This is a genomic window from Streptococcus oralis, assembly GCF_019929345.1.
In the GTDB taxonomy this organism is placed as follows: Bacteria; Bacillota; Bacilli; order Lactobacillales; family Streptococcaceae; genus Streptococcus.
In genome coordinates, this window is record NZ_JAHZPJ010000009.1 from 41,592 (window position 1) to 59,064 (window position 17,473).

Annotated in this window: 14 protein-coding genes; all 14 read right to left on the minus strand. The window is 40.4% G+C overall.

Annotation, left to right across the window (positions count from 1 at the left end; all coding sequences use genetic code 11):
* Positions 1–6: 6 nt before the first annotated feature.
* Positions 7–1,158, minus strand: coding sequence for a recombinase RecA (gene recA / locus K1I97_RS06795; protein WP_129325921.1), 1,152 nt, complete (start codon positions 1,156–1,158; stop codon positions 7–9).
* Between the two features lie 54 nt (positions 1,159–1,212).
* Positions 1,213–2,469: a competence/damage-inducible protein A gene (locus K1I97_RS06800; RefSeq protein WP_223331925.1), complete on the minus strand. Its 1,257-nt coding sequence runs from the start codon at positions 2,467–2,469 to the stop codon at positions 1,213–1,215.
* Positions 2,470–2,542: 73 nt separating this feature from the next.
* The gene (gene lytR, locus K1I97_RS06805; RefSeq protein WP_129325919.1) at positions 2,543–3,577 is read right to left on the minus strand and encodes a glycopolymer--peptidoglycan transferase LytR; all 1,035 of its coding nucleotides are present in this window, start codon (positions 3,575–3,577) and stop codon (positions 2,543–2,545) included.
* A 4-nt stretch (positions 3,578–3,581) separates the two neighbouring features.
* Positions 3,582–4,103, minus strand: a complete 522-nt coding sequence (locus tag K1I97_RS06810) for a GNAT family N-acetyltransferase (RefSeq protein ID WP_129325918.1) — start codon at positions 4,101–4,103, stop codon at positions 3,582–3,584.
* A complete protein-coding gene (tsaE, locus tag K1I97_RS06815; RefSeq protein WP_129325917.1) occupies positions 4,093–4,536 on the minus strand; it encodes a tRNA (adenosine(37)-N6)-threonylcarbamoyltransferase complex ATPase subunit type 1 TsaE in 444 nt (147 codons plus the stop codon). The genes K1I97_RS06810 and tsaE overlap by 11 nt, the downstream gene beginning before the upstream one ends.
* A gap of 103 nt (positions 4,537–4,639) precedes the next feature.
* Positions 4,640–5,260, minus strand: coding sequence for a hypothetical protein (locus tag K1I97_RS06820; RefSeq protein ID WP_223331948.1), 621 nt, complete (start codon positions 5,258–5,260; stop codon positions 4,640–4,642).
* A 419-nt stretch (positions 5,261–5,679) separates the two neighbouring features.
* Positions 5,680–8,139: a hypothetical protein gene (locus K1I97_RS06825; protein WP_223331926.1), complete on the minus strand. Its 2,460-nt coding sequence runs from the start codon at positions 8,137–8,139 to the stop codon at positions 5,680–5,682.
* Positions 8,140–8,364: 225 nt separating this feature from the next.
* Entirely contained in the window at positions 8,365–10,593 is a 2,229-nt protein-coding gene (locus tag K1I97_RS06830) for an HAD-IC family P-type ATPase (RefSeq protein ID WP_223331927.1), read from the minus strand.
* 168 nt (positions 10,594–10,761) lie between these two features.
* A complete protein-coding gene (pepC, locus tag K1I97_RS06835; protein WP_223331928.1) occupies positions 10,762–12,096 on the minus strand; it encodes an aminopeptidase C in 1,335 nt (444 codons plus the stop codon).
* A 110-nt stretch (positions 12,097–12,206) separates the two neighbouring features.
* Positions 12,207–12,929: a pseudouridine synthase gene (locus K1I97_RS06840; protein ID WP_125398144.1), complete on the minus strand. Its 723-nt coding sequence runs from the start codon at positions 12,927–12,929 to the stop codon at positions 12,207–12,209.
* A gap of 178 nt (positions 12,930–13,107) precedes the next feature.
* A complete protein-coding gene (locus K1I97_RS06845; RefSeq protein ID WP_000901578.1) occupies positions 13,108–13,338 on the minus strand; it encodes a GlsB/YeaQ/YmgE family stress response membrane protein in 231 nt (76 codons plus the stop codon).
* A gap of 9 nt (positions 13,339–13,347) precedes the next feature.
* Positions 13,348–14,589, minus strand: coding sequence for an aminopeptidase (locus K1I97_RS06850; RefSeq protein ID WP_223331929.1), 1,242 nt, complete (start codon positions 14,587–14,589; stop codon positions 13,348–13,350).
* Positions 14,590–14,604: 15 nt separating this feature from the next.
* Complete coding sequence (locus K1I97_RS06855; RefSeq protein WP_223331930.1) at positions 14,605–14,757, minus strand: hypothetical protein; 153 nt, start codon at positions 14,755–14,757, stop codon at positions 14,605–14,607.
* Positions 14,758–14,769: 12 nt separating this feature from the next.
* Positions 14,770–17,469, minus strand: coding sequence for an AAA family ATPase (locus K1I97_RS06860; RefSeq protein WP_223331931.1), 2,700 nt, complete (start codon positions 17,467–17,469; stop codon positions 14,770–14,772).
* Positions 17,470–17,473: the final 4 nt, after the last annotated feature.

The following is a 17,473-nucleotide window of genomic DNA, read 5'->3' on the forward strand; positions in this document are numbered from 1 at the left end:
TTTATGTTATTCTTCAATTTCGATTTCAAGTCCATCGCCTAGGTCAAGTGTTACTTCTTGGTTAGGTGCTAAATCTTCAACTACAGAAGTAGGGGTTGTCCCTTCTTCATCTTCAATCAAACCATATTGAACACGAACTTGATGGTCAATGGCATCAAAGATTTCTGGATGATCCGCCAAGTATTTCTTAGCATTTTCAGATCCTTGCCCGATTTTTTCACCCTTATAAGAGTACCAAGCTCCTGCTTTTTGGATGATATCGAGATCACTTGCAATCTTCAAGAGCTCACCAGTCTTAGAAATTCCTTCTCCGTACATGATTTCAACAAAGGCCTCCTTAAACGGTGGAGCCACCTTGTTTTTCACGACCTTGATCTTGGTTTCCTTACCGACATTGGTATCTTTTTGGTCACCAGTTCCCTTGATTTGTGTGCTTCCACGAACATCCAAACGGACTGAAGCGTAGAATTTCAGAGCACGTCCACCAGGAGTTGTTTCTGGGTTTCCAAACATAACTCCAACTTTTTCACGCAATTGGTTGATAAAGATGGCAATTGTTTTGGTTTTATTGATAGAAGCTCCGAGTTTACGCATGGCCTGGCTCATCATACGAGCCTGCAAACCAACGTGGCTATCTCCAATATCCCCATCAATTTCTGCACGAGGTACAAGGGCCGCAACTGAGTCAATAACGACGAGGTCAACTGCACCTGAGTCAATCAATTTTCCTGCAATTTCAAGACCTTGCTCACCTGAGTCTGGTTGTGACAAGAGCAGCTCATCAATATTCACACCAAGGGCCGCAGCATAGGCTGGGTCAAGAGCATGTTCCGCATCGATAAAGGCAGCAATACCGCCTTCTTTTTGCGCCTGCGCCACCGCATGAAGGGCAACCGTTGTCTTACCAGATGACTCCGGTCCATAGATTTCGATGATACGTCCTTTAGGATAACCACCTGAACCAAGAGCAATGTCCAGAGCCAATGAGCCTGAACTCATCACTTGAACTTTTTGCTCCGCGCGCTCACCCAAGCGCATGATTGATCCTTTACCAAAGTCTTTCTCAATCAATTTCAGGGCATCGTTCAATGCTTTTTCACGGTCAGCCCCAAATTTTTTCCCAATTTCATCTAATTTTTTTGTTGGTTTTTTCGCCATTCTATTCTCCTGTATTCTAATAGTCCTAAGACCTATCTACTATTATATCAAAAGTTAGTCACTTAATAAAGCCTTGCGAACTAGGTTAAAGGCATGCATGACCGCGATATGTCGAACATCTGCTCGACTACGTCCTGCGATATTAACCTTGATAACCTCTGTCCCTTTTACATGTGCCAGTCCAATAAAAACTGTGCCAGCTGGATGCCCCTCTAGGCTATCTGGCCCAGCCACACCCGTCAAACTGACTCCATAGTCAGACTGAGTCTTAAGCCGTACCTGCTCTGCCATTTTTCGAGCCGTAAACTCAGAAACGACCCCATGTTCTTTCAGCTCTTGCTCAGCAATTTCCAGCATCTTAGACTTTTCTTCTAAACTGTAAGTGACAAAACCGCCATTAAAGATGGCAGAAACGCCTGAAAAGTCTGCTAATGTCGCTTGAAAGAGACCTGCCGTCAAACTTTCTGCCGCAGTAATGCTTTTCTGTCTCTTCTTTAGCCCTTCTACTACGACACTTGCGAGGCTGGTTTCTTCCCCATATCCATAACAGATCTCTCGTAGAGAAATCCCCTCGAAAGTTTGGCGATCCAATATTTGATTTTCTAGGATATCCAGTGCTTGATCAGCCTTTTCTTGACTGACTGCTTTTGTAGACAAACGCAAGGTCACCTCTCCCGTTTTGGCATACGGAGCCAAGGTCGGGTCGGTTTGATTATCAATCAAATCCGCTAAAATGGTCACCAACTGACTTTCACCAATCCCAAAGAAACGGAGCACTCGTGAATACAGCTTGGCACCTGTCATCAGCTTAGGTAAGAGGTGATTTAATACCATGGGTTTCAACTCGCTTGGCGGTCCTGGGAGAACCACGTAGGTCACACCATCCACTTCCAACACCCCTCCTACTGCTAAACCTGTCTCATTTGGCAGTGGAGTTGCCCCTTCTACAATTTGGGCTTGGCGCTCATTATTCGGTGTCCGAGCATAGTCAGGTCTATGAGCAAAGAAGATATCCAATTTCTCTTGTGCTTGAGGGTCAAACACTAGATCTTTTCCTAAAAATTTTGCCAGAGTTTGTTTGGTCAAATCATCCTCAGTTGGTCCCAAGCCCCCTGTCAAAATCACAAGATTACTACGTTGACTCGCAATCTCAAGCAAGGACAAAAGACGAGCTTCATTATCTCCCACTGCTGTTTGGAAGTAGACGTCTACCCCGATTTCGGCTAGTTTCTCTGATAAAAACTGAGCATTGGTATTGACGATCTGCCCTGTTAAAATTTCTGTTCCAACAGCAATAATTTCTGCTTTCATGTTTCCTCCTACTTATCTATTCGAATTTTTTTGAAAAAATCGCAGGAAATTTCCCACGATTTGATTCTTAGTTTTATTCTATCTCTTCGTTTGAAGCATTTGTGGAAGGTGCTGTTCGACCATAAAGATTTTCATACAGAACAGCGTTGGTCTCCAGCTCCGTCACATCTTCTCTCCCTAGGGAACGGCGCAAGAGATTTTGCATTTCTAGCATATGCTCTCTCGTTACGATTTGGTAAGAGATTCCCTGTAATTCTTCGCCTTCACCACGAAGTTGAAGTGTCTCAATATTTTTAAAAGAATCTTGATAACCAAGTAATTGAGGTACGCTTTTCGCTGAAAGGTCTATGTTGGTCTGCATATTTTCACTGAGCGCTTTTAGGACTGCCTGATAATGACTAATGCTATTCAAACTCAAGACTTTTTCCACAATTTTTTGAATGACTTCACGTTGACGTTTTTGACGACCATAATCCCCTTCAGGATCCTGATAACGCATCCGTGAGTATACCAAAGCTTCCTCACCATTCAAAGTCTGCTCACCGACTCCGATTGAGATTTTATTAAACTCCTCTTGGTCAGTAATGGAAATTGGGAAACCAAGTGTGTTATTTACTGTGATTCCCCCAACTGCATCAACTAGCTGTTGCAATCCCTTCATGTTAACCATGACATAACGATCGATATGGATATTCATCATTTTTTGAATAGTTGAAATAGCCAACTCTGCACCACCATTGGCATAGGCAGCATTGAGTTTTGCTTCCTGAACTTGTCCTTTCCCAAGATCAATCTTAGTCAAAATATCCCGTTCCAAACTCATCATAGTGGTTTTCTTGGTTTTTGGATTGACTGTCAAGAGAATCATGGAATCGCTGTTCCCTACCCAAGGATCAAGACGTTCCTCATTTCCCGTGTCCACCCCCATCAAGAGAATAGTTAGAGGTTCTGTCGCTTCAATAACGTTGGTTTCTTCACCAATTTTCTTATAAGTTTTTTTACTTAAGGTTTCAGTTCCTTGATAATAAATAGTATAGGCATAAGCACCCACACCTAAAGCTGTTACTGCTAGAAAAGCTAATAGCATTCCGATTATTTTTTTTACCATCTTATCACTTATCTATCAGTCTACCCATCAGGTAAACGTCTAAAAATATCCCTTCTTCTAAATAGGCTCCTCTTTCTTGTAAGCCTTCTGTAACAAATCCAAATTTTGAATAGAGGTGGATAGCTGCCTCGTTGCGCTTTTGTACACTGAGCTGCAAACGATGCAAAACTCCACTAGTTTTAGCCCACTCAATACCTTCTTCAAGGAGCATGCTTCCTAAGCCATGATTCCAAAACTTCCTTTGGATGACCAAAAAGATATCCCCGATGTGGCGAATCCGTATACGCTGCTCTGCCGTGATGTTCAAAACACCTGCAATTTCATCATTCAGGAAGGCTAGGAGAGTGATTTGGTTATCTGAAGTCGCTTGCTTTTCAATAAAAAGAGCCATTTCAGATTCTGTCATCAGGATACCATTTTCATCCAAACTGGTGAAATCTGTCTCCTGACCAACTAGATCCAAGAATGCAACCAAAGCAGCGGCATCATGAGATTCAGCCTCACGAATACAAAGTTCATACTCCATCTTGAAGCTCCTTAATCAGTTGTTCAGCACGAGAACCCTGAGCGGTAAAATAGAGGCGACGACCCTCAGCTTCTTTCAAGAGTTCCAACTCCAAATAGGAATCTGGTAAATCCTTACCTAAAAGATGGCCCCACTCAATAACGGTCACACCACCACCGAAGAGAAACTCATCCAAGTCAATAGAATCAGCATCCCCTTCAATCCGATAGACATCCAAGTGGTAAAGTGGCAAACGACCTTCATACTCTCTCACGATGGTGTAAGTTGGACTTTTGATCATCTGATGAATACCCAAGCCCTTGGCAAGACCCTTTGTAAAGGTTGTTTTACCAGCACCCAGTTCTCCAGACAAGATCAAAACATCGTTTTTTTGGAGTAAGGTCCCTAGGCGTTCTCCCAGATTGATCAGCTCTTCTTCATTTTTTGTGTACATGCTACTATTATACCAAAAAGTTTTCTTTTGTGTGAATTTTCTTTACAAACTTACTATAATAAATTTGGGAAAATAGGGAATTTTTATTGATAGAAAAGCGTTTTTAGAAGAATATACACATGGCGCTAACAAGTAAAATATCTCGGATTACGTGCCCGTAAAAAGAAAATTCCCTTCTCATAGATTTTGGAAACAGAAAACGAGCAAAAATGAATCCCAAACCGACATAAAAAACAATGGATAAGACTGTTATTGGATTTCTCAAGAATAGCAAGGTTGCCAGAACTGTCAGGATAACTGTTTTTTTCTTATCGAGAGAAGTTCCCAAATCTCGGCTGTACTTTTCAAATGGTAAAAAGACAAGTAAATCAATCCCAAACAAGAAAAAGAAGGAGGGCAAGAAAAGATCTACTAACTCTTGCTGAAAAGCTGTCTTTGTAAAAATAGTCTCCGACAATACCAGACAGACACCAGCTAGGTTTAAGACCAACAAGATACTATAAAATAGTTTCACTTTTTTCTGACTGTTTAAGATGCTATGGACATCCTGATCTTGGGTATAAAAGAAATTCATCCCCACGCACAGACCTGATGCCAATACGATAAACACTAGAAAATAGGCGCTTGACTGCTTTAAGGTTAAGATGGCTCCCTTCCACAGCAAGCAGCTACTCAAACTAATCTGGATCAAAGCTAGTAACAATAAGATGCGAATTGATTTTATCATTTTCAGTTCTCCCTTCGTATACATGATTATACTCTGCGAGAAAGATAAAAATTCCCCTCTCTTCTCAAATGTCCAATTTTGACGCTCAACTGACAAAAATATGAAAAAGCAAGTCATTAAACTAGGTTTTCTAGTTAATAATTACGATAAAGATGCAACCGTTCAATCAACTCTTTTCAGAGGCTATATGTTCTCATTTTTCTAAAATTCGCTCTCATTTTCGTAACTTTAACAAGTTTATGATTCGTAAACCTACTTTTCCTAAACCATCAAAAAGGGAAGATCAGACTGGTCTTCCCTAAGGTTTTAATAGAAAATACGAACATTCCCTTTCAAATAAAAAGAAAGGATAAATGACAAGGAATTATATACAATCTCCTCATTCAGATACGGACCGAAATCTATCTCTTCAGCGCCTACTTGTTTCTTTTGTTTATCAATGTCAATTTTGATAAGTCTTGTGTAGTGCTACTAAAGTCAAAAGTCGTTTTATCAGTTGCTGACTCTGAAGCGACTAAATCAGTTGAAACTTCTTGGCTAACGCTGAGAGATTCTGCTATCACCAAACTTTGAGAAGACGATTCAGAAGCAGATAGACTAAGGGAGTGCTCAAGCGACAAACTTTGGGACACCGACTCCAATACAGAGAAACTATGCGATAAGGATGCCGCTTGGCTCAGAGACTCTTCTACATAAATACTGTGCGAAGTTGAGGCTGAAACAGATGCTCTATAGGATTCTGATTCCGAAACGGACAGACTGTGAGACTCTGAAGCTGCTTGGCTTAGAGATTCCTCTACATAAACACTGTGCGAAGCTGAGGCTGAAACGGATGCTCTATAGGATTCTGATTCCGAAACGGACAGACTGTGGGACTCTGAAGCTGCTTGGCTTAGAGATTCCTCTACATAAACACTGTGCGAAGCTGAGGCTGAAACAGATGCACTATAGGATTCTGATTCCGAAACGGACAGACTGTGAGACTCTGAAGCCTCTTGGCTTAGAGATTCCTCTACATAAATACTGTGCGAAGCTGAGGCTGAAACAGATGCACTATAGGAGGCTGATTTCGAAACAGACAGACTGTGGGACTCTGAAGCTGCTTGGCTTAGAGATTCCTCTACATAAACACTGTACGAAGTAGAAGCTGAAACAGACAAGCTAGTGGATGCCGACTCTAAAACGGATAGACTGTGAGACTCTGAAGCTGCTTGGCTCAGAGACTCTTCTACATAAATACTGTGCGAAGCTGAGGCTGAAACAGATGCACTATAGGATTCTGATTCCGAAACGGACAGACTATGAGACTCTGAAGCTGCTTGACTTAGAGATTCCTCTACATAAACACTGTGCGAAGCTGAGGCTGAAACGGACAGACTGTGAGACTCTGAAGCTGCTTGGCTCAGAGACTCTTCTACATAAACACTGTACGATGTAGAGGCTGAAACAGATGCACTATAGGATTCTGATTCCGAAACGGACAGACTGTGAGACTCTGAAGCTACTTGACTTAGAGATTCCTCTACATAAACACTGTACGAAGCTGAGGCTGAAACAGATGCTCTATAGGATTCTGATTCCGAAACGGACAGACTGTGAGACTCTGAAGCCTCTTGGCTTAGAGATTCCTCTACATAAACACTGTGCGAAGCTGAGGCTGAAACAGATGCACTATAGGAGGCTGATTCCGAAACGGACAGACTGTGAGACTCTGAAGCCTCTTGGCTTAGAGATTCCTCTACATAAATACTGTGCGAAGCTGAGGCTGAGGCTGAAACAGAAAGGCTAAGCAAGTGAGAACCATACTGACTTAGAGATTGTTCAAGAAAGGCACTTTGTGATTCGAACTCTGAAATAGCAAAACTAAGAGATTCTTCAACTGATGAAGTCTGTAGTTCCACTTGAGAAAGGCTGATTAATTCAGTTTCTGAAACGGATGCACTTAGAGAGATTGCAGCCTCGGCGCTCAGTGATTGTCCCGCTGAACGGCTAGCTGAGGCTGACTCTGAAAAACTAAGAGATGTTTCGCGAGATAAAGTCTGCGACTCTACTTGAGAGAGACGGGTTGAGTCGGATTCTGAGATAGAAACACTTAACGATGCTGCAGTCTTAGCGCTCAGTGATTGCTCTGCTAAACGGCTGGCTAAGGCTGACTCGTGGGATAAAGTCTGTGACTCTACTCGAGAAAGACTAGCCGAGTCGGATTCTGAGATAGAAACACTTAACGATGCTGCAGTCTTAGCGCTCAGTGATTGCTCTGCTAAACGGCTGGCTAAGGCTGACTCGTGGGATAAAGTCTGTGACTCTACTCGAGAAAGACTAGCCGAGTCGGATTCTGAGATAGAAACACTTAGCGATGTTGCAGTCTTAGCGCTCAGTGATTGCTCCGTTGAACGGCTGGCTGAGGCTGACTCAAGAACAGATAAACTACTTGATGTTTTTTTGTTTTCGAGGCTTAATGATAGTGAAATGGAGTCTGCTGTACTCTTCAAGCCTTTTGTTTTTCGAGAATCTATAGTTTTAGAGAGGCTAGTTTCCAAAGAATGTGATGCACTAACTGTTTGACTCTTAGCTGGTTCTTTTTCTTGAGAAAGATTAGAGTCACTTTCTGGCAATAGAGATTCTTCGGAACTGCTTTCCTCACCTATATTCATCACATCCAAACGATCGTAGTACTGAATAGACTCTAAAGCCTTATCAATAAGAAAAGTTTCACTTTCTTCAGGAGATATACTTTCTCCTACTACTTCTGTATCCTCACCCTCATTTTCTCTTGCAGCAGACAACTCTTCCTCTTGATTTCCTCTTTTTATGAGACGTTTAAAACCATCTAAAAATTTACGAAACGTACCTTTAGCGTTTTCATTGTTTGACATAAATATTTTCTCCCTAATTTTAATGATAATACTATTATAAAGGCTTGTAGACTATCTGTCAAAACAATTTCATCAAAATAGTATTTTTAAAACAAATTCTTTAGATTGACTAGTTTCTCGCTTTAAAATCAAGTGCTTACTCTAAATTCTAAGTACTCCCAAAACTCGAAAATGTCTATCCAAAAGTGTAGAATAAGAGAGATTTGTTCCAACTCTTTTTGTACCTCAATTTTTTCTCCTAGTAAGATAATGAAAGCACCCAATCACCACTGCTAGGATGGCAACATAGAGAAGCTGTTGGGCTTCTAAAGGCACAAAAGCTCCTTGCAGGATAAAAGTATTGGCAAGTACGCCAACAAGGGCTGCAAGGCTCAAAAACGTGAGTAAGAGCATCTTGTATCGATTAAAAGGTAGGCTGACCTTTGCAACTAGACACAGACCATTGATCAGGGCAAGGAGGAAGCAAATAAATTTGACCTGACCTGGGACAGTGATAAAGAAGTTAGTCAGGAGAACACTAACAACCAGAATTCCACCACCAATCGCAGCATTAGTCAGGATATCTCTCATAAAATGTGTGCTGACCTTTTCATTATTGGACTCAAAGGTTAGGAAGAAGGATGGAATCCCAATCGTAATGGCTGAAATGATTGTAAACTGAATGGGGATAAAGGCAAATTCCAAACCAAATATCACACTTAAAATCGCAAATACAATGGAGAAGAAAGTCTTTGTTAGAAAGAGAGAGGCGACCTTTTGGATGTTATTGATGACCCGGCGGCCTTCCATCAAGATATCATAGAATACTACAAAGTCATCTGTGAGAAAAACAATGTTGGAGACGCTTTTGGCTGCACTAGTAGCACCATTCATAGCAAAACTAATATCTGCTTTCTTGAGAGCCAGAACATCGTTGACCCCGTCACCACTCATAGCAACTGTTTTACCAGCATTTTGCAAAACGGTCACCATCTTTTCTTTCTGCTCAGGAGTCACGCGTCCAAAGATATCGTGTTCCAAGACCACTCTTTCAAAGTCCTCATCACTCACCTTGGTCATATCAATTGCTCGCGCTGATTCTTTAAATCCTGCTTTACGAGCCACCCCATATACAGCCACATGATTATCCCCACTGATAATCTTCACTTCAACACCTTGTGACTCGAAATAATCAAAGGTTTCCTTGGTATTATCCTTGATCTCATCTGACAGAACGACATGCCCTAATAGTTCCATATTGACTGGGCTTGTAATCTGGTCCTTGCTATGAGCAAGCGATAAGATTCGATAACCTTGCTGTTTGAGATGTTCATAGTAAGGATCCATCGCTTTGGTAAAGCCGAGAAACTCATAAGCACCGAAGAAATATGTTCCACCCTCTTTTACTTGGACAAAGGAATACTTATTTTTACTTGAAAAGGCACCTACCTCTTGAACGTCCCACTTTTTCTCACAGGTTAAGTAAGTCTTCAGAGCCCGCGACGTCGCATTTTCATCCTCAAAATAAGACAGATAAGAAGACAGTTTCTCTGCTAGCTTATCATCTATTTCTTGGACCTTCATATTACCAGTTGTGATGGTTCCTGTCTTATCAAAACAAAGAACATCTACACGCGCCAAGGTCTCCACACAGTATAGTTCCTGCACCAAGACTTTCTTTTTAGCCAGTTTCATGGCTGCTACCGCTAGGGATACGCTAACCAGGAGAATCAATCCCTCTGGTATCATGCCGACCAAGGCACCTGAACTTCCCAAGACAATCTCAACATAAGTCCGTCCTAGACTAAAACCTCTGATATAGAGCAGAATGGCAACTGGCACCAGCAGGATAGAGACAATTTTTAAAATCTTATCCATGTAATCGCGCAGTTGAGAAGGATATTTTTTGAATTCCTTGCTGGATTTTGCGAGTTTATTGATATAACTATCTGGACCCACAGCCGTCGCCGTAACCAGACAAGTACCGCTGACAACATTGCTTCCGCTCATCAGCTGGTCACCAACCATTTTAAAGACCGAATCACTCTCACCCGTCAGCAAGGACTCATCAACTTCAATATTCCCTTCAAGCACTTCTGCATCGACAGGTACCTGATCTCCCAGATTGAGATGCAAATATTCCCCCAGTACGATGTCTTCTGGATCAATCTCAATCGTTTGACCATCTCGATTGACCTTGTACTTACTTTTACCAAGTAAACTTAGCTTTTCTAAGGCATTTTTTGAACGCACTTCTTGGAAGATACCGATGGCGGTATTGATAGCAATCACACCTAAAAAGAGCATATTCTCAAATCGCATGGTTGTGGCTACCAGAACTGCCAGAGCCAAGTTCATGGCATTAAAGAAGGTAAAGATATTTGAAACGACAATTTCCTTGGTTGTTTTGTAAGGTTTAATGTCGCTGATGTTTCGTTGACGATCCTTGATGTCTTGGCTACTTAAATACTTCATTTCTACTCCGATATCCTTTTGTACTACTATAGTAACACATATCCTTTTCTCTGTCACTTAAAGACTCAAACTAAGAAGGACTTACTTGACAAGCATCATCTGTCGCCACTTTAAGAAGCTACTTGAAAAAAAGGAGGATAGGATTCCCCTAACCTCTTTTCTCCATGCTTATTCTGCCAAGGCACCCATTGGATCCCATGGTGCGAGTACGATTGGTTCTGCTTCATAGGCAGCTTGTTCTTCTGCTGTCAGCAATTCCTTACGGACAACTATTTGATAGGTGTATTCATCCATCCAAGCGTCTGAGGCAACAAAGTAGCCATCTGTACCGACCTTGTCTCCCCAAGAGTTTTCAACCTTCCACTTGGTTGACTTGCCATTTTCGTCCAAATCAACACCTGTCAAGACCATGGCGTGGGTCATCAAGCTTTCGCTGTAATCCAAACGTCCAGCCTTGTCTTGAGTGAGTTGAATATCCATGCTTGATTCGAAATCATAAACATCTGTCGCAAGGATTCCAGCTTTGCGGTTGCTGAGCTGGCCGACATCTGAACCAAACCAAACAGTCTCACCTGCTTGCATTTGGGCAATCGCCAATTCCTTCAAGCGTTCCATTGGGACGTTGATGTAGCGAACTGCACGGCTACCAACCACATTTCCTAACATCTCAACTGTGTAAGATTTGCCGTAAGGCTTGTCAGCAGTTGGGGCATTGATAACAGAAACATAGTCTTCTAGAGGAAGATTGACATATTTCTTGTAAAACTCTTGTGGTGTGATACCCTTTTCGCTTTGGTAGTTATCATCCTTGTCACGATAAGCAAAGTTAAACTTACGTGGTGGAAGTCCTAAAGACATAGCAAGGAAGTTAAAGATTTCTTGCAAGAGGTCTTCTTTCTTAGCTTGAACAGTCGCTTGGTCTGCACCAGAAGCAAGCAAGTCACGCAAGATTTGGGCATCTTGACGAAGCAATTTGTTAAGGATTGCATTGAGCTCACGGCTATTGCTAGATGAAACTGACTCAGGATAAACAGACTTAGGAACGACACCGTATTTCTCAAAGAGAGCCACAACCATATCCCATTGTCCACCGTCTTGTTGAGGTGTTTGGAGTAGAAAGCTAACCTTGCGACTCGTCAATTCTTGGTCTGCAGTAGCAATCACTTGCTCCAAGAACCAGTTAGATTTTTCATACTTGTCCCAGAAGAAGGTGTGGGCTTGTGATAATTCAAAGTTTTCCAATTTGTATTGAGAGATGAGTTTGTGGCGGAAGGTGTTGAGAGCTGCAAACATCCAGCAACGACCAGACGCTTTCTGGTTAGTAACCTTGTCCTTGGTCAAATCCAATGAGAAAACAGGCGTGTTGTCTACATGGCTTTGACGACGTTCTAGAGCTGCAAAAATTCCATTATGGCTGGCAGCATTTTCAATCGCTTGGTATTTGACATTTGCTTCATAGTTAGCAAATAGTTTATCTGTAAATGATTCTTGAATCGCGTTCATAGATTCCTCCTTTTATTCTACTGTCTATTATAACTCTTTTCACAAATGAAGCAACCGAAAAACTTAAAAAGGCAAGGACATTCTCCTCACCTTTTCTAACATAATCCAAACTAAGCAATACTAGCAAGGAGCTCCTCTAACTCCTCCCTAGTCAGGCGACGCCATTCTCCTCGTTCTAAGTTCTCATCCAAGGCTAGAGTTCCCATCGTCAAACGTTGTAGGTCCACCACTTCTTTGCCACAGTAGGCCACCATTCGTTTGACCTGGTGGAACTTCCCTTCTGCAATGGTTACACGAACCAAACTTTGATTTTTTTCTGGATCTACCGACACAATCTCCAGCTTAGCTGGCTGGCAGGTAAAATCCTTGAGCGGAATGCCCTTGACAAATGTCTCCACATCTTCTTGGGTCATAATTCCCTCGACGTGTGCCAGATAGGTCTTATCCACATGACGTTTTGGTGAAAGAAGAGCATGGGCAAGCTGGCCGTCATTGGTCAAAAGCAGGAGGCCATGCGTGTCAATATCCAAGCGCCCTACTGGAAAAACTTCCTTGGTCCGAGCAATATCATCCAACAAGTCCAACACTGTTCTGTGTTTAGAATCCTCAGTCGCTGAAATGACTCCTTGGGGCTTGTTCATCATGTAGTAGACAAACTCTTCATACTCTAGCACTTGGCCATCAAAGCGAATCTCATCTCTTTCTTCATTAATCTGCAATTTAGCCGACTTTTCTTTTTTACCATTTACCGTCACGCGCCCAGCCTTGAGCAAGTTTTTGACTTCTGTCCGACTCCCCACAGCACAGGCAACTAAAAATTTATCTAATCTCATAGAACCATTATATCATACTCAAAAGGAGGCTGGTTCAATGACCAACCTCCTTTTCTTTTCATACTCTTCAAAAATCAAATTCAAACCACGTCAACGTCGCCTTGCCGTACTCAAGTACAGCCTGCGGCTAGTTTCCTAGTTTGCTCTTTGATTTTCATTGAGTATCAGATTTAAGAAATTAACTTCCTCGTCTCCAGAAAATAGCTAAGACAACCATAGCACCTAAAACAGCTGGAACAATAGCTATCCCCGCTAGGTTTGGACCCCAAGTTCCAAAAAGTAGGTGACCCAAAGAAGCACCAATCCAGCCGAGAAACATTTTTCCAAAGCATCCCATGCTCTCTCCACGATTGGTCAAAGCACCTGCTAAGAGCCCCACTAGGAGACCAACAAACATACTTCCAAGCATTGTAACTCCTTAAATAGCCCAGTCTCCATTACGGAAGAGGGGTACGCGTGTTCCATCCTCACGGATACCATCGATATCCATTTGACTCGAACCAATCATAAAATCCACGTGAACATCTGAACGGTTCAGCCCTGCAGCTTCAAGCTCTTCTTCGCTCATCTCTGCACCACCAACAACGCTGGTCGCATAGGCTGCACCGATAGCCAAGTGGTTTGAAGCATTCTCATCGAAAAGGGTGTTGAAGAAGGTAATGCCTGATTGAGAAATTGGACTCGGATCTGGTACCAAGGCACATTCGCCCAAGGCACGCGCACCCGCATTTTCAAAGACAAGGTCTTTCATGACCTGATCACCCTTTTCAGCAGTAATGTCAACGATTTGTCCGGCTTTAAAGGTTACTTTAATGCCTTCGATGATATTTCCGTTATAGCTAAGTGGTTTTGTAGAAGTGACATAGCCATCTGCACGACGGAAGTCAGGCGCTGTGAAGACTTCCTCTGTCGGCATATTTGGCAAAAATCCTTCGCCCTGTGCATTGATGGCTCCAGCTGATTCCCAGACGTGGTTCTTAGGCAAGCCAAGTGTCAAATCAGTTCCTGGTGCTGTGTAGTGAAGGGCTGAGAATTGTTCTTTATTGAGCATTTCTGCCTTGCTCTTGAGGACGGCTGCATGTTCTTCCCAAGCCTTAACGGGATCTTCTTCATAGACACGACAAGTTTTAAAGATTTGGTCCCAAAGGAGATCGACTGCTTCTTCATCGCTCGCAGCATTTGGAAAGACTTTCTTAGCCCACTCAAGTCCAGCAGCGGCCGCTACTGTCCAGCTAACCTTGTTGGATTGAGTTGCGATGCGCATTGGCTTCATAGCGAGTCCCATCGCTTTAGCAGAAGCTGAAAGCTTGTCAGCGTCCACTCCGTTCAAGGCACCTGGGTCAGAAGAACGGACACCGAGACGGCTAGCCTTGTTTTCCAAGAGGTAGTTCATCTCAGCAATCTTGTATTCTGGCACATTGTCCAGACGCTCCATCGGGGCGTGGAGGAATTTCTCACGATTGATGACATCATCTGTCCACTGAACGATAACTTCGTGTGCTCCAAGTGCATAGGCTTCTTTCACGATCAAATGCGCCAACTCACGTTGCTCTACATCGATAGAGAGAGCCAAAGTGTGACCAGGTTGCACGTTAATTCCGTTCGCAACCAACAATTTCGCATATTTTTCTAGATTTTCTTTAAAATTTGGTAAAACCATTTTATTTTTCCTTTTCTATTTTTCTTTCAAAGCAGAAAATAATCCTGCTAAAGCAATGGCACCAGACAAGAGCGCTGTCGATAGAATAATTGTTTCATCTGCCAGCTCTAGCTGATAGTCAAAAACCTTTTCAGCTGGTTTGTCTTCCGCAAAGACTCTAAGTTTCATCTTGAACTCCTTTTATACTTGCAAGTCACTAACCTTTTCATATTTTATATTTACTTCCGAATTTGAATTTGCAAATTTATAACCCATAAACAAAGCATTTAAATCGCTATAAGTTGATAAAATGATCTGATACTTATCTATAATTCCATGACGTAAAATTTCAATAAAAGATAGTACATTCATAGCATCCATGTCTTGAACTGGATCATCTATCATTAAGAAATTCAAATTATCAGATAGCTTGAACATCGTATTCAGTGAAAGAGTAAATGCTAGTGAAACAACCGCTAACTGACCAGTGCTTAGTTGATTAATCGCATCATGATCATTATTAGGATCCGACTTGAACCTAATAATTGTCTTTGTTATCTTTTTAATCGTTTTTACTTGATTACCTGTTGCCTCATCAGTCGTCGTTTCTTCTTTATCAATTGTTGTTTTGTTATACGTTAGAAAAATTCCCAAACCTTGTTGATAATTTTGTAACATTTTTGCTGAGTATATAAAGAATGGGATACGTAGCTTTTTAACAATATCTATTTTGAACTGTTTTACCTCTTCTTTATATATAGTATTAATTTCTTCTAATCGTTCCACAGTTATTCTCAATGTTTCTATCTGACTTGATAAATCTTGAAGTTGCTGATTTTGAACTAGTTTATGCTGTCTATCAAGATAAAGTTTCTTATTCTCTAAATCTCCAATACGAATATCCTCTAATACTTCCACTTTACTTTGAAAATATGTAGGAAATATGTTCTCAGTGTCTGCTATCAGATTCTCATTAATAGCATATTTATTATCAACTGCCGAGTGAATAGCATTTTTTAATTCAAGCAATCGACTATCAATCATCGCAATATTTATCTTCGAATATGAACTTGATTCTAATTGGTATGTTTCAAACTGCAATTCAGGAAATTCTTCTCTTAAGACCTCCAGTTCTTCCTTTATATTTCCCAAACTATTATTATCTAGCAAACTGTAAACATCATCATCAACTACTAATTTAGATTGAAATTCTTGCCAGTTTAACTGGTGCTGCTGGTTATAGTCTTTAAATTCTAACCTTCCCAACTCATATGGCACCATAATTGTGTACGACTGAATAAAAGTTTTAAAACCTTCGACATTTTGAGAATAACTTTGATACGAATTTTTTAATTTTTGTAATCTATCTAATAAATTTTTATCTACATCTATTGAAAGGCTATTTATTTCATCAATGATTTTCTGCTTCAGTTGCTGGATCCGTTCATTCAACAATAATTGAGCTTCTTGCAATTGCAGACTACTTTGAGACGAAATTTCAGTTAGATAATTTTTATAACTATCATAAGCTTGCTTCAATTCTTCAAATGTTTGGAACTGTGAATTACAGAATGGACATTTGTTTTCATCAATATGTCGATGTCTCAACTCGTCAAACTTATTGCCTAAGTTACTCCTTAATTGTCGTAGTTCACTTAAATTTTTGTCTACCTGGCTAGCATTATTCCTCAGACTTTGGAATTTAACCACTTGTATTTTAAGCAATTCAAAATCACCTGACAATCTATCATTTTGAGTATAAGTAATGGACTGTTCTGTCATCTCAGTAATATCCGATGATAAATTAGTCAAGTAGATATTTAGTTGCTTTCTTCGATTGCAATCATGAACAACTCTCTCATATGATTGTAGGTAATTCTCTAAAAGCACATATTCAAATAATTTTGGATTGTCTAATGAATACTTTTCCCACAGCCATTGAGAATTTGATTTAAGAATATTTGGAGATAACATTGAAAAATATAATGCTTGTTTAATAGCCCTATCACCAGCAATATCTTTTTTTCTTTTATCTCTTTCCGTCTTTCTATTATACTCCCCTATTGAGAAATTCTTCTTAAAATCAATAATATTTTGTAAAGTATTTTGATAAGTTAATAATTTGTCAAGATTAGCAATAGAAAAAGGAGTTTCACGATCAAATACAAATTCCCTATGATTAAATAATCTATGATAAGAGACATCTGATAGTTCTTGCTGTTTTAAGTTTTGTAATTGCCCCTTGAAATCACTAATCTTTTTTCTAATAACGTTTGTTACTGTATTAATCTTTTCTATTTTCTTCTCTATTTTATCCGTTTTTACTAAAAAAGATAAACTATCGCCTCTTTCATATTCCGTTTGCTTTAGAAAGAAAGTTGTTTCTTCCTGTTGAATATAATTAAATAGATTGAAAATTTTTTCTATCTCATATTTCCCATTAATACCTAAAAATGTATCAATAGAACTTTGAGTAATGTCTTCAAGCTTAATATTATCTGTATATCTAAAATTTGACTCGCTCACTTCCACTTGTCTAAATAACTTAAACTGACTAGCAGACTTTAAAGGTGCAAATATGTTTTTACTTTCAGTACAACTATTTACTAATTTTCTTACAATTACAAGTTGGTCACCATTCATTTTTTCTAGCCACAATTTTATAATTACCGGCTGACCAATCTCATTCTGAAAGAAGGGCTTATTATATACAATATTTTCAGCAGTAACTTTATTAATGCGAGAAAGATTACCAGTCAATCCTAACTCAATTGCATCAAAAATCGTTGTTTTACCATAACCATTTGGTCCCACTAAAAATGTTATCCCATCACTAAAGTCAATAACTGTTTCATTTCTAAAGTTTTTGAAATTATAAAGTAAAATTTTCCTAATCTTCACAAGT

Excerpts from the sequence above, each read along its gene's own strand:
- recA (WP_129325921.1), bottom strand. The coding sequence starts at position 1,158 with ATGGCGAAAAAACCAACAAAAAAATTAGATGAAATTGGGAAAAAATTT.
- K1I97_RS06800 (WP_223331925.1), bottom strand. The coding sequence starts at position 2,469 with ATGAAAGCAGAAATTATTGCTGTTGGAACAGAAATTTTAACAGGGCAG.
- lytR (WP_129325919.1), bottom strand. The coding sequence starts at position 3,577 with ATGGTAAAAAAAATAATCGGAATGCTATTAGCTTTTCTAGCAGTAACA.
- K1I97_RS06810 (WP_129325918.1), bottom strand. The coding sequence starts at position 4,103 with ATGGAGTATGAACTTTGTATTCGTGAGGCTGAATCTCATGATGCCGCT.
- tsaE (WP_129325917.1), bottom strand. The coding sequence starts at position 4,536 with ATGTACACAAAAAATGAAGAAGAGCTGATCAATCTGGGAGAACGCCTA.
- K1I97_RS06825 (WP_223331926.1), bottom strand. The coding sequence starts at position 8,139 with ATGTCAAACAATGAAAACGCTAAAGGTACGTTTCGTAAATTTTTAGAT.
- K1I97_RS06830 (WP_223331927.1), bottom strand. The coding sequence starts at position 10,593 with ATGAAGTATTTAAGTAGCCAAGACATCAAGGATCGTCAACGAAACATC.
- pepC (WP_223331928.1), bottom strand. The coding sequence starts at position 12,096 with ATGAACGCGATTCAAGAATCATTTACAGATAAACTATTTGCTAACTAT.
- K1I97_RS06840 (WP_125398144.1), bottom strand. The coding sequence starts at position 12,929 with ATGAGATTAGATAAATTTTTAGTTGCCTGTGCTGTGGGGAGTCGGACA.
- K1I97_RS06845 (WP_000901578.1), bottom strand. The coding sequence starts at position 13,338 with ATGCTTGGAAGTATGTTTGTTGGTCTCCTAGTGGGGCTCTTAGCAGGT.
- K1I97_RS06850 (WP_223331929.1), bottom strand. The coding sequence starts at position 14,589 with ATGGTTTTACCAAATTTTAAAGAAAATCTAGAAAAATATGCGAAATTG.
- K1I97_RS06855 (WP_223331930.1), bottom strand. The coding sequence starts at position 14,757 with ATGAAACTTAGAGTCTTTGCGGAAGACAAACCAGCTGAAAAGGTTTTT.